At 58.7% G+C, this 13,809-nt stretch carries 11 protein-coding genes; 10 read left to right on the top strand and 1 reads right to left on the bottom strand.

Annotated elements, in window-relative coordinates; genetic code table 11:
- Positions 1-39: 39 nt before the first annotated feature.
- Entirely contained in the window at positions 40-438 is a 399-nt protein-coding gene (locus VVD49_RS18990; protein ID WP_327600800.1) for a hypothetical protein, read from the bottom strand.
- Between the two features lie 281 nt (positions 439-719).
- Here VVD49_RS18990 and fusA point away from each other — a divergent pair, with 281 nt between their 5' ends.
- From fusA to VVD49_RS18940, 10 genes are all read left to right on the top strand, one after another.
- A complete protein-coding gene (gene fusA / locus VVD49_RS18985) occupies positions 720-2,849 on the top strand; it encodes an elongation factor G (RefSeq protein WP_327600799.1) in 2,130 nt (709 codons plus the stop codon).
- 202 nt (positions 2,850-3,051) lie between these two features.
- Positions 3,052-5,355 carry a non-ribosomal peptide synthetase gene (locus VVD49_RS18980; RefSeq protein ID WP_327600798.1) on the top strand — a complete coding sequence of 768 codons (2,304 nt, stop codon included), beginning with the start codon at positions 3,052-3,054 and terminating at the stop codon, positions 5,353-5,355.
- Between the two features lie 265 nt (positions 5,356-5,620).
- Positions 5,621-5,947: a phosphopantetheine-binding protein gene (locus VVD49_RS18975; protein WP_327600797.1), complete on the top strand. Its 327-nt coding sequence runs from the start codon at positions 5,621-5,623 to the stop codon at positions 5,945-5,947.
- Positions 5,948-5,996: 49 nt separating this feature from the next.
- Positions 5,997-7,301: an AMP-binding protein gene (locus tag VVD49_RS18970; protein ID WP_327600796.1), complete on the top strand. Its 1,305-nt coding sequence runs from the start codon at positions 5,997-5,999 to the stop codon at positions 7,299-7,301.
- Positions 7,302-7,312: 11 nt separating this feature from the next.
- A complete protein-coding gene (locus tag VVD49_RS18965; RefSeq protein WP_327600795.1) occupies positions 7,313-7,546 on the top strand; it encodes a hypothetical protein in 234 nt (77 codons plus the stop codon).
- Between the two features lie 124 nt (positions 7,547-7,670).
- Entirely contained in the window at positions 7,671-8,546 is an 876-nt protein-coding gene (locus VVD49_RS18960; protein ID WP_327600794.1) for a hypothetical protein, read from the top strand.
- On the top strand, positions 8,546-9,472 hold the full coding sequence (locus VVD49_RS18955; RefSeq protein WP_327600793.1) for a 3-oxoacyl-[acyl-carrier-protein] synthase III C-terminal domain-containing protein: 927 nt from the start codon (positions 8,546-8,548) through the stop codon (positions 9,470-9,472). The genes VVD49_RS18960 and VVD49_RS18955 overlap by 1 nt, the downstream gene beginning before the upstream one ends.
- Before the next feature lie 16 nt (positions 9,473-9,488).
- Entirely contained in the window at positions 9,489-10,664 is a 1,176-nt protein-coding gene (locus VVD49_RS18950) for an acyl-CoA dehydrogenase family protein (RefSeq protein WP_327600792.1), read from the top strand.
- 429 nt (positions 10,665-11,093) lie between these two features.
- Positions 11,094-12,797, top strand: a complete 1,704-nt coding sequence (locus VVD49_RS18945; RefSeq protein ID WP_327600791.1) for a hypothetical protein — start codon at positions 11,094-11,096, stop codon at positions 12,795-12,797.
- Between the two features lie 97 nt (positions 12,798-12,894).
- Positions 12,895-13,806, top strand: coding sequence for a sulfotransferase domain-containing protein (locus VVD49_RS18940; protein ID WP_327600790.1), 912 nt, complete (start codon positions 12,895-12,897; stop codon positions 13,804-13,806).
- Positions 13,807-13,809: the final 3 nt, after the last annotated feature.

Here is a 13,809-nt window from a genome sequence, read left to right as displayed (position 1 = left end):
GCATGCGGGGAGCAGCCAGTCGCGCTCCCCGCCGCCGCACTACTTTTTCATGGTTTCGGAGGCCGCGTCTTTTGCTTTCGCAGCGCCTTCCTTGACGTCCTTGCCAACTTCCCTGGCAGCTTCCTTCACTTCGTGGGCGGCACTCTGCGTCGCATCGACAACTTTGCCGACGGTGTTGCTCGTCGCGTCCGCCGCAGTCTGGGCCGAGTCCTTGACCTGCTCCACCGTAACCGTCACGGCACTGCGCGCAGCCCCTGCGGCCGACTGCGCATCGTCCACCACGGCGTGTCCGACGGCCGCTGCCGCCGATTGGGCATTGTCGATAGCAAGCCCTAGCGCATTCCCGGCCTCCTCGCTCGCCTCCTGAGTCTTTGAGCAAGCACCAAGAACCAGCACACAGCCCAGTGCGACAAGAACAACTGAAAGACTGCTTTGCATGTCTGATTGCCTCCGGATGGTTAGACGCTTATAGCTTCAAACCCTGCCTGACTCCACTGGAATCCCTGCGGACTGCCCGTCTCACCACATGGCGACACAAGCCTGGACTCAAGGGCGCATACAGCAAAAGCGGCCGCCTGCGCACACTTTCCGCTCCATTTATAGGCGGACCCGCGACAAATATCCTTTTTTTGGCTTTGGCGAAACAGCTTTTTGATGAAAAAGAAGCCGTTAGGCCCCATAATGCCGGCCACGCAATTTCACTTCTGAAGAGAACCACCATGGCTAGGCAGAAAGAACTCAGTCTCTACCGCAACATCGGGATCATCGCTCACATCGACGCGGGTAAGACGACGACCACCGAACGCATCCTGTACTACACCGGTAAGAAGCACCAGATCGTCGACGTCCATGACACCAAGGACGGTAAGGCCAGCACGACGACCGACTACATGGAACAGGAACGCAAGCGCGGTATCACGATCCAGAGTGCAGCCGTTTCCACCGAGTGGAAGGGTCACCAGATCAACGTGATCGACACCCCTGGCCACGTGGACTTCACCATTGAAGTGAACCGCAGCTTGCGCGTGCTTGACGGCGCCGTGGTTGTGTTCGACGGCGTTGCAGGTGTCGAGCCGCAAACCGAAACGAACTGGCGCCTGGCCAACCAGTACAACGTTCCGCGTATGTGTTACGTGAACAAGATGGACCGCATGGGCGCCAACTTCGGCCACGCAGTGAAAGGCATCAAGGAGCGCCTCGGCGCCAATGTCGTCCTGTGCCAGGTTCCGCTGGGCAGCTCCTCCGAGTTCTGCGGCATGGCCGACCTGATCCACAACCAGGCCTACATCTGGAAGGAAGAAGACAAGGACAGCCCATGGGAAACCGTGCCGCTGGAGTCCCTGCGTGCTCGTTTCAACTTCGAAGCTTCGGCCGACAACGACTGGATCGACCGCCTGCCCGAGCTGCGCCAGGAAGCCCTGGAAACCGCACTGGCGATGGACGACGATGCATTCATGAACTTCGTCGAAACCGGTGAATACGACCAGGCCGTTCTCAAGCAACTGATCCGCAAGGGCACGGTGTCCGGCAAGCTGGTGCCCGTCTTCTGTGGCTCCTCGTTCAAGAACAAGGGCGTGCAGCACATCCTCGACGCTGTCATCGACTACATGCCTTACCCGGGCGAAAACGGCGGCATCTCGATGGTTGATGCTGACGGTAACAACATCGGCACACAAGAAGTGACCGACGATGCACCGGCTCGCGCACTGGCCTTCAAGGTGATCAACGACCAGTTCGGTACGCTGACCTTCGTTCGCGTCTACTCCGGCGTGATCAAGAAGGGCGACACGCTGCTCAACGTTACCCGCGACAAGAAGGAACGTATCGGCCGTATCGTGGAAGTCCAGGCTGCCGCCACGAAGGACATCGAAGAAGTGCGCGCAGGCGACATCTGCGCCTTCGTGTCGATGAAGGACACCGAAACCGGTGACACGCTGAGTGATCCAGCCAGCCCGCAACTGCTCGAGCGCATGCGCTTCCCTGACCCCGTCATCAGCGTCTCGGTCGAGCCGAAGAGCCGTGGCGATATCGACAAGATGTCCACCGCCCTCTACAAGATGGCCAAGGCTGACCCGTCGCTGCGTCTGGAAGTCGACAAGGAAACCGGCCAGACCGTTCTGCGCGGCATGGGCGAACTCCACCTGGAAATCACCATTGATCGTATGCGTACGGAACTGGGCGTGGAAGCCAATATGGGCAAGCCAAAGGTCAGCTTCCGCGAAGCCTTCGGTGGTCCGGTCGAACACACCTACACGCACAAGAAGCAGTCCGGCGGTTCGGGTCAGTTCGCTGAAGTGAAGATGATCTTCGAACCCTTGGAAGTGGGCGCCGGCGTGCAGTTCTCCGACGAAGTCACCGGTGGTCGCGTGCCGCGCGAATACATCCCGGCCGTTGAACACGCGATCCGCACCGAGTGCAAGTTCGGTCAGGTCGCAGGCTACGAAGTCGTCGACTTCAAGGCTCGCCTCATCGACGGCAAGTTCCACGATGTTGACTCGTCCGCTCTGGCGTTTGAAATCGCCGGCAAGGCTTGCTTCCGTGAAGCACACCGCATGAGCAAGCCAAAGCTGCTCGAGCCAGCGATGAAGATCGAAGTCGTGACCGAAGCCGACTACCTCGGCGACGTGATCGGCGACATGAACCGCCGTCGTGGTCAAGTTACCGACCAAGGCCAGAAGGGCCCGAGCGCATTCGTGCAAGGCTTCGTGCCACTCGCAGAAATGTTCGGCTACATCAACTTCCTGCGTTCGGCTACCAGCGGTCGTGGCACCTTCACGATGGAGTTCGACCACTACGATGAAGTGCCGGCCAACATGGTCGACAAGCTCATCGAAAAAGAATCGAAGTAATCTGTCGAACCGGCGTACTGTCGGTTCATTGAAACGGCCAGTCGCGCGAGCGACTGGCCGTTTTCTTTTGTGGATTGCTCTTTGCGGCCTCACCACGCTGCACTCTAAAGCTGGTTCTGTTCTGCCTACTGCTATAACATGCCCGCCGTCCGACGCCGCGATCAAGACGGCCAACCAGTGCAGACCGAGAACGGAGACAGAGGTGAGCAACGCAAGCAACTTCCAGGGCGACACGCCAGCAAACACCGACTCCCTCACAAACAAGGGAGAGATGTCATCTTGCCGGGCGGTAACCGGGGGCACGCTCAGCGAATCCGTGCAAGCGCTGCAAGGCGCGCCCGTCCTGCTCGACCTTCAAACCGACTTTCCCCGCCCAGCAGTTCAAAGCAAGCGCATTGCGCACACCAGCCTTTCCGTAGACGCCGATGTACTCAAGGACCTGAGCGCCTATTGCGAAACGCAAGGCCTTGCGCTTCCGGACGCCTTACTGGCCGCATTCGCACTTCTGCTCGCGCGCTACAGCCACCAGGCAGACCTGTTACTAGGAGCTCTGCCCGCCCGCAAGCCTACTTTGCACCCGGCGATCCTGCGCTACTCGCTGAGCGATACGCTGGGCTTTGCCGATCTCGCCAGACACACCAGAGAAGCCCTGGGCACCGCAGAGATGCAAACGCACGCAACTCTGGCCCAGCTGTGTGAGGCAATGGAGCTTGAGGGCAGCAGCAGCCATTCACCTCTCATACAGGCCTTGTTCATTCCCGGCCCTGGAGGCACGGACGCACTGGCTGATTTCGATCTCGCCCTGCGCATCATCGATTCCGCCACCCTGCAATACGAACTGAGCTACTCGGTCGACCTGTTCAGGCCAACGACGATCGAGCGTATGGGCGGACATCTGAATCGTTTGCTACAAGCCGCAGCTGAAGAAGGCCCGTCGACCATCTGGTCTCTCCCGCTTCTCACCCCGGCGGAATTCCAGACCGTGGTTTTCGACTGGAACCAGTCTGACGCCCCATTCCCTCAAGCCTGCGCGCATGAGCTGTTTGAAGAACAAGTGCGCTTGCGCCCCGAGGCCCCCGCGCTTGTTTTCGGCGATGCAAGCTTGAGCTACGCAGAGCTGAACGTACGCGCCAACCAGCTTGCTCACTATCTGATCACGCAAGGCGTTGGGCCCGAAAAGCTCGTCGGAGTATGCGTCAAGCGCTCCATGGACATGGTGATCGCCCTGCTTGGCATCCTCAAAGCAGGTGGTGCCTATGTACCGCTGGACCCGACCTATCCGGCAGACAGACTGGCATTCATGGTCGCTGACGCCAGACCGACGCTATTGCTGACACAACAGGCGCTGTCCGGACTCGTCCAGCAGGACGACATCCCTGTGCTCTGCATGGACCAGGAGATTCCCGGGCTGACCGGCCTGCCGCAAGACAACCTTGCGGGGCGCGCCACACCCGACACTCTCGCGTACGTCATATACACATCAGGCTCGACCGGACGCCCCAAGGGCGTGGCGCTGGCACATCGCGGCCTGAGCAATCTCTGCATGGCCCAAGGCGAGGCGTTCGAAGTCACAGAGGATAGTCAGGCCCTGCAATTCGCTTCCATAAGTTTCGACGCGGCCGTGTCCGAGACTTTCGTGACGCTCGCGAAAGGTGCTTGCCTGCATCTCATTCGCCAGGAAAGCCTGCGTTCAGCGCATGAGATCATGTCCCTCATCGAGAAGTCGGGCATCAACATCGTCACGCTGCCCCCTTCCCTGCTCTCGGTTCTTCCAGCCAGACCCCTGCCCGCACTGAAGACACTTGTCCTCGCTGGCGAGGCATGGTCGCCTGAACTCACACGCACCTGGGCGCCGGGGCGACGCATGCTGAACGCCTACGGCCCCACAGAAGGCACGGTCTGTGCAACCTGGTTCAAGGTCGATGCTGCCGTCGGGCACAGCGTCCCCATCGGCAAGCCTTTGCAGAATGTAAAGACCTACATACTGGATCAACACGGACTGCCTGTTCCGGCGGGCGTCCCGGGTGAGCTCTTCATTGCGGGACCAGGACTCGCACGCGGCTACCTCAACAGACCCGAACTGACCGCAGAGCGCTTCGTGACCAACCCGTTCTGTCAGTCATACAGCGGGCGCATGTATCGCACGGGGGACAAGGCACGCTACCTCGAGGACGGAAACATCGAGTTCCTTGGGCGCGTCGACAACCAGGTCAAATTGCGCGGATACCGCATCGAACTTGGTGAAATCGAAGCCAGCCTGACCGCGCACGAGGACGTCCGCGATGCAGTCGTCATCGTCCGGGAAGACCATCCGGGTGAGAAAAAGCTGGTTGCGTATGTCATTACCTCGGCACAACCGGGCGTGCCCGTATTGAAATCGCATCTCAAAAGCACCCTGCCGGACTATATGGTCCCTCAGGCATTTGTGTTCCTGAACTCATTCCCGATGACTCCAAATGGCAAAGTCGATCGCAAATCGCTGCCACCCGTCACCTCACGCGCATAGCACAGACACAAGAAATTACGCCAGCCCTCATCTGCAAAATAATGAAAAAATAGCGTTGCAGGCTTCGAATAATTTCAGCTAAGCTGCCACACTTTTTTGCAATTGGCTCGTTTTCAGACGAAGCCTAGCAAAAATCAATCAAAGCTATTCTAACTGACAGAATCAACAGTGACGGACTATCGTCCTGTCAGTACGCCTTGTGGGGGCGTGAGTAGCTAGAAAAGAGTGGCGTCGGACACACGACCGCCACCGAAACTGGAGAGACATGATGAATTCAGACTGCTTGCAGCCCGAAAGCGCGATCGCGCGCGCTGGCACGGCCAGTGTCGAGCCTGACGCGGTATCAGCCTCCCTGCTGAAGATCTGGCAGGAAATACTCCACATCTCGGCAATCCAGCCGGACGACGACTTCTTCGAGCTTGGCGGCGACTCCTTGGGCGCCATCCGTATGCTTGAGCGCATCGGCCGCGAGTTCGGCGACGAACTGCTCGAACCAGACGTCATCTACAGCACCAGCAGTTTCAGCAAGCTCGCTGCGGCGATCAGCGACGCACTGTTGCAGGCGCAATCAACTGCAGCCAGCAACACCTGACTTCCACCGTACCCGAATTGATTCTTACCGAGATCAGAAGGAACGTCTCATGCTGAACATTGCTGCATCATTCAGTCAGTTTTCCGACAAGCCGTTGCTGAATCTGGGAACAGCGGAGAAAAGCTTCGCCGAGATCGCCCAGGCTGCGGAACGAATCGCCGTTCATCTTGCAGAAATGCCGGACGCATCGTTTGTCCTCTGCGAGTGCACGGATGTGGAGCGCTACATCTCGGTGTTCAGCGCCTGCGTCATCGCAGACCGCACCGTCGTACCCTTCAGCACCCAGAAATTCTCTTTCGAAGACTTGAGCGAAGCCCTGCCCCGGTTTGCTTACATCGACGAAGCCGGCAATCTCTCCATGCATGACGGCACGGGCGCCGCACAACGCAAATCCGGCGACGTTTACTGCTTGTTCACCTCGGGTACGACAGGCAAACCCAAGGGCATCCTCGTCAACTCGGGAAACCTGTCTGCGTATGTGGAAGGGGTTTCCAGCTTCATCCCCGAGTACAAAACCGCACGCAATATCTCGGCAGTTTTCTCGCCGCTGTTCGATCTGTTCTACCACGACCTGTTGCTGGCAATCACCTACGGTCTCACGCTGCAATTCCCGACACCGCGCCAGCGCATGACGATGGCCGATTTCGTTGCAGACCGGCAGATCGACATCTGGTTCTCCACGCCAACCTTGGCCGCCAATATCCTCGCAGCGCGCGCACGCACCGCTGCCAGCCCTCAAGGCGCCATTCCGTTGTCACTCTTCTGTGGTGAACGCTTGGGCGCTGCGCTTGCCATCGAATGGGGAAAGTCGATGAATGGCGATGTCATCAACGTGTATGGCCCGACGGAAACGACCATTGCATGTACGGGCGAACGTCTCGACATGAGCGCCCTGGACAAGGACTCTGACGTCTCCATCGGCGTCCCTTTCGGCAAGAACATTGCCTCGATCTCGGACCACGGAACCCTGCTGATCTCCGGCGCACAAGTCGCTCGTTATCTGCACAGCACGGAAGTCCCATTCTTTGATACGAAGGATCTGGTCAAGCTCGAAGGCGGCAAGTACTACTTTCTCGGACGCGCCGATGGACAGCTCAAGATCAAGGGCATTCGTATCGAGAAGGAAGAGCTGGAACGCGTGGCATGTGCGGTGCCGGGCGTCAGCTACGCAAAGATCCAGCCGATCCTGAACTCCGGCTTGGTCGCAGGCTTCAACGTGCTTGTCGTGGGCGATGCACCAGCCCGATCGATCAGCGAGGCCTACAAGAAGCGTTATGGCGCGAGCCTCGTACCAAGCGGCATCCAGTTCGTTGAAGAGTTCGAGACAGGCACGTCCGGCAAGGCAAAAGTGTAAGGGGAAAAATCATGCTGAAAGATCAGATCGTTTCTGAATTGCTCATCAATCGCGAGTCGGGTGTCATGAAGATCGATGATGACTACGAGCTTGACTCGCTTGCCAAGCTCGAAGTCATCGCGTTTCTCGAGAACGTCAAGGCAGGCTTCCTGGACAACTGTTTCGACGCAGTTGCCGATGCAGGTTCGCTCGACGCAATCCTGACGGTATTTGACTCGTATCAGGTTGTCACCGAAGTGGCCTGACCCCGCTTGCCGTTACCGGGGGGCCGGATATCGGTGAGAGGTTTCTGAATAACTCATTCATGTGTCGCAAACCCGCCATCCTGCCGATGGTGCGGGCGTATCGACATGCATGCGCAGGAAATACATGTCTTCAGGCTGTGTTCACATCCAGGCTTATTGCCACCAGACATTCACGGAGCGCCAACCGGCGCCCCAGACCTTCTCGTGGGTCGGTGAATACTATGCGGGCCTGCTGGAGCCGTTCGGACTGACAACGGATCTGTCACGGCTTGACGATGGCATGAACAACGACTTCCTGAGCATGGGCCGCAGCGTGATGAATGCCTTGCAGCAGGAGTCATCGCTTGAGGATGTGAGCCTCTTCCTGATGGCGCATCAAACACCGGACACGTATTTTCCGTTTCGCTCCACCACGACCCGTCTTTGCAGCGAGTTCAATATCACGGCTCCCGCGATCGGCATGACCGAACAGGAGCTGACAACGCCCTACGTCGCACTGGCTGCGCTGCTGTCAGCTTATCGCGACGGAAGAAAGACCGGCTCCGGCCTGTTGCTCGCGCTGGACCAAGGCACCCTGCCCTATGTGCGCCCAGGCTATTCCGATACCACCATCGACAACGCCTTGTTGATCAAGGTCAGTGGCCCCTCTGCACCCGATGGCATCGCGATGAATGGCAGGAAGGTCTGGATCGATCCGGCCTCGCGCAAGGCGAACTGGATCAGCCAGGCAATCTATGCCTACCTCGATGATCAGCGCATCGATCTGAAGGATCTGCATGTCGTCGTGGATGAGCAGACGCCATCGGATGCGACGACCGGGCTTGCCGTACCGATCTCGCATGCCGATCCGCGCCTCATGTCCGTCTCTGCCCTCTCAACTGCGCTCGAGAAGTCGAAGCAAGGCTGTGCTCATGTCCTGCTGGTACACGTAGCAAAGAACGAGCAGCTGTTCCTGTTCTCCTTCAGCAAGCTCCGCACTCCCATGCAGGAGGCCGCGTGATGCTCTACCTGAATGAAGTCTTCAGCCACGTTGCGCCCAAGAGGCGGACGGTTCAGGACATGGCCGGCGAGCTTGAGCTTACGCCGCAGGATGTCAGCGTCTTCCGCACGGTATTCGGCTTGCGCGAGATTGCAGTTGTCGACGAAGGCGGAGCGCTCGAACTTCTTGACGCCGTGCTGGCGAGACTCGTTGCCACGACAAGCATTGACCTCAAGCAGATCAAATACATTTTTCATTGTCATGCCGCACCCTGCGTATGTCCGTCGGGAGCCGAGTTGCTGCAACCGCTCAAGAAGAAGTACGGACTGGAGCACGCCACATCCATAGGCCTGGCTCAGGACCAGTGTGCGACGCCACTTACCGCACTCAGCCTTGCCGAAATATTGCTTGCCGACGAGGCCGATGACGCAAAGGTATTGATCTTGACCGGAGAAGTCGGCTTCACGCCAAAACTGCGGTTGATTTCGAATACCACCATCATCGGCGACGCCTCTGCGGCATGCATCGTGGGCAAACAGGGCACACGCAATGCTGTACTCACCGTTGCCCAGCGCAAGTTCGAGATGGCGGATGTACAGCAAGCTGTTGGCTCCATCCCTGTACCGGCAACCAGCTATGGCGATGATCTGCTGCAAGTGGTACGCGACGCACTCGATCAGGCTTCAATGCGTCTTGACCAACTTGCGTTGATTGTCATCCACAACGTGAACACCATCTCGTGGAAATTCTTTGCACGTAATTTCCCCTGCCCGCTCGAGCTGATCTACCTGGACAACATCGCCAAGGCCGGGCACTGCTTCACTTCGGATCCGTTCATCAACTACTGCGATGCCGTCGCGGCGGGCCGACTCAAAGCCGGTGACCACTTCATGATGGTGTCCGTAGGCACCAGCTCCAGCTTTGCAGCTGTCATCCTTCAGCACTGACAGACATTCGATCGCCATGAGTGCTCATTCCATCTACATGTCTGATCAGCACACCGCGTTCAGGTCGAGTGTCCGACACTTCCTGAGCGAGCAGATCGTTCCCTGTGCCGAGCAGTGGGAGCTAGAACGCTCGATTCCGACGCGTGCGTGGCGCATGCTTGGAGAGCACGGCCTGCTGGGCCTGCTGCATCCAACGAAGCTTGGCGGTAGCAATCACGACCTTTTCCATTCAATCGTCTTTCTGGAAGAGCTTGGACGTATCGGCTACGGAGGATTGCGCGCCGGCATCTCGGTACACGCTTACATGGCGACGCATTACCTCGGGAAGTATGCGACGAGCGAATTGCAGGAGCAGTATCTCCGCCCGGCGATCCGTGGAGAGAAGACGGCAGCCCTGGCGATCACCGAGTGGGATGCGGGCTCGGACCTGTCACGCCTCACCACGAGCGCCGAAGTTTCCGGCGATGATTTCGTCATCAACGGCACCAAGACTTTCATCACCAATGGCATCAACGCGAACTTCTTCGTGCTGGCCGTCCGCACACAGAAGCCTGCCGCGGATGCGCGCCGGGCCAATACAGGCATCTCGCTATTGCTGGTCGATGCGAGTGCCCCGGGTATTCAACGCACGCCGCAGGAAAAGCTCGGCTGGCACGCAGCGGGCACGGCGGAGATCCGCTTCACTGACGTCCGCGTTCCCGTCACAAACCTGATCGGGCGAAGCAATAGCGGCTTCATGTACCTGATGCGTGGTTTCCAGCTCGAACGACTCGTTGCAGCGGCACTTTCGCTTGGTGGCGTCGAACGCTGTATCGAAAGCACGCTCACACACGTCAGATCACGACCCGCATTCGACGGCCGGCTCGCCGACCTGCAGACCATCCGCCATCGCCTGGCCAATCTCACGACAGAGCTGTTCAGTACACGCGCGCTGACCTATCACGCCGCGTGGATGTACCTGCGCGATGAGCTGTCCGCCAAGGAGTGCTCCATGGCCAAGCTGCAAGCGACCGAACTGGCCTGTCGTGCCGCAGATGAATGTCTGCAGTTGCAGGGGGCGCGGGGCTACCTGGCGGGCTCGGACATCGCACGGATCTATCGAGACTCACGCGCAGGCTCAATGGCAGGGGGCGCCAGCGAAGTGATGCGCGACATCATCGCGCAACAGATCATCGATATGCAGGAAGCCTGACTAGCAGTTAAGGGTATCCAGGCAAGAAGTACTCGGCAACAGATCAGGCAATCGGCCACATGTGCGGATGCGTTTGACTGAGAAAAATAAACCTCGACCTTTCAAGTGTCGGGGACTGGTGGCGTCTGCTGGCGATCGATGACTCGGGCGTCAGGCAGCGTGTGGAGAGGGGCAAATGATTTCTTCGATTCAGGGATGGAACGGCTGGCACCTGCACGTCGCTTGCGACACGGCCTCGACCGTGCCCAACCCGCTGCAAAGACCCGACAGACTTGTCGGCCGACGTCCTTGCCCCGCAGCGTATCCGCCGCAGGCTGCCATACGCCCCTTCCGCTTGCTCTCGCCAGCAACGGCGGCACGTCTACCTCGTATCCAATCCCTGGCTAGTAAAGCTTGACCCTTCGAACCATAAATCCGGATAAGAAAATCATGAGAGTCGATTTCAACAAGAACAGGTCAGGGCTCGCTCTGGCGGTATTGACAGCGCTGGTACTCGCCGCGTGCGGTGGGGGCGGTGGCGACAGCAACTCTACGCAATCATCTGCCCCTGCAGATCCGAGCGGTCTGGGCCCGAATGCGTTGGGCCTGTATGCAGATTCACGCGGCTTCTACCCTGATGCGGCGGGCTACTACCCCGACAGCCGAGGGCTTTATCCCAATGCAGACGGCGAATATCCCAGCACCGACGAAGGCGGCATCTTCAAAAATGATGCAGGCATGCTGCGCAGCTACAGCACGCTGGGCGCCATCGACAAGACCACCAATCCTTTCTTCAAGGCGTTCGGTACAAACGGCCGTAGCTGCGCCAGCTGCCACGTGCAGGAAGAAGGCTTCAGCATGACACCAAGCGGGTTGCAGGCGCGCTTCGAAGCCACAGGCGGTCTCGACCCCGTATTCAGTCCGAATGACGGTGCCAACTCACCAAACGCGCCGGTTGGCTCCTACGATCAACGGCGCGCAGCCTACAGCATGCTGCTGAACAAGGCCGTGATCCGGGTTGGCATGCCAGTACCGACCCAGACCAACGAAACACCACCCAAGGCCGCTGAGTTCGAACTCGTTGCCATTGATGATCCGTATGGCTATGCGAAATCGAGCGAGCTCTCATTGTTCCGCCGCCCACTTCCAAGCGCCAATCTGCGTTTCCTTGCTACGGTCATGTGGGACAGTCGCGAAACCGTACGCATTCCATATGACGCCGCATCTTCTCGCCCCGCCGCTGACTACTGTCTCAATCTCGCGAACCTCAAACTCACGCCCGCAAAAGCACCTACACCATGCTTTGCCCCGTTCAGCGACGATCTGAAGACCCAGGCAAGCAATGCAACGACGGGGCATGCGCAAGCGGCTACTGCGCTGACCAACGCTGAACAGCAAGCGATTCTCAACTTCGAAATGAGCCTGTTCACCGCTCAGGAGTATGACAACGCGGCTGGCTTCCTGACTGCGGCAAAGAGCAAGGCAAGTGCCAAGGAGCTGACGACCGTCAACTACTACTTCGAGATCAACAGCGCGCAGGGAGATCCCAAGACGGGGCTGCTGCCACCCGTCACCAAGCTGACTGTCATGCAGTTGTTCACCAACTGGCTGACCAACACCGGCACTACCGATGCTGGCGTCAAGGCAGCACGTGAATCGATTGCCCGTGGCGAGAAACTCTTCAACACGCGTACCTTCACCATGCGCGATGTGGCGGGCACAGCGGCAAATCCGGTCACCGGCGCGACGTGCACTAACTGCCACAGCACACCCCAGGTCGGCAGCCTGTCGCAAGCCAATCTGTTCAATATCGGCGTCTCCGATGAGAGCAAACGCACTGCGGATATGCCGCTCTACACGTTCAAGAAGTTGACGGCAGCCTCCGGCACGGCAACAGACGCTCTCAGCAAGATGGCCGCAGGAACCTTGCTCAAGGTACAGGATCCCGGTTTCGCGCTTGTCAGCGGCAAGTGGACCGATATGGGGCGCTTCAAGGTGCCGGCATTGCGTGGCCTGGCGTCGCGTGCGCCCTACTTCCACGACGGTTCTGCAAAGACCATCGAGGACACGACCGAGTTCTACAACACACGCTTCACCATGAACCTGACCCAGCAGGAGAAGAACGACCTCAACGCGTTCCTCAGGTCTCTGTAAGCGCCTGCCGGAGCGTGGCTACCCACCCGGGCCACGCTCCAATCCGCAAGCAGTGTTGCATTGCGCAGCCAGGCTTCCGCCCCACCACTGAAGGCACATGATGGATCAGACAATTTCCTGGCCGACGAAGACGCGTGAGTTCCACAATCACCATTTCGATTCGACGATCTGGAACAACTTCCGCTTCCGCGATGACGACATCATCATCTCGACTTATGCCAAGTCGGGCACGACCTGGATGCAACAGATCGTTGCCCAGCTGATCTTCGGTGGGGACCCGGACGTCGACGTCGCGCAACGCTCTCCCTGGCTGGATCTGCGGTTTCCTGCCAAGGCATTGAAGCTCTTTGCCCTGAATGCGCAAAATCATCGTCGTTTCGTGAAGACCCATCTGCCTCTCGATGCACTGGTGTTTTCACCCAAGGCAAAGTATCTCTATATCGGTCGCGACGCACGCGATGTCGTGTGGAGCATGTACAACCACCACACGAATGCAAACGAGCGCTGGTATCAGGATCTCAACGAAACGCCGGGGCTGGTGGGGCCCAGGATCGAACGACCGCCAGCCGATATCCGGCAGTACTGGCGAGACTGGATGGACAAGGACGGTCATCCTTGGTGGCCATTCTGGGAAAACGTACGCGGCTGGTGGGAAGCGCGCCACCTGCCCAATGTGAAGTTCGTGCACTTCATGGATCTGAAGCGCGACATGCCCAAGCAAATCCGCGAGATTGCGGACTTCCTCGAGGTTGAGATCACACCTGCCAAATGGGATGCCGTCATCGAGCATTGCTCGTTTGACTGGATGAAGCGCAATGCCAGCAAACATGTAGGCGGCGGCGGAGAGTGGCTCACTGGAGGCGCCGAGGTATTCATCAACAAGGGCGTCAATGGGCGTTGGGCCGACACGCTTACAGCCGCCGAGATTTCCGAATACGAAGCACGTGCCGTACATGAACTCGGCGAGGAATGTGCTCGCTGGCTGGCCCATGGCGCGCAGGCGGACTGACAG

The organism is Uliginosibacterium silvisoli (genome assembly GCF_036017035.1).
GTDB lineage: Bacteria > Pseudomonadota > Gammaproteobacteria > Burkholderiales > Rhodocyclaceae > Viridibacterium > Viridibacterium silvisoli.
Note: the sequence above shows the minus strand (reverse complement) of the source record. Positions and strands in the feature narration are given on the sequence as shown.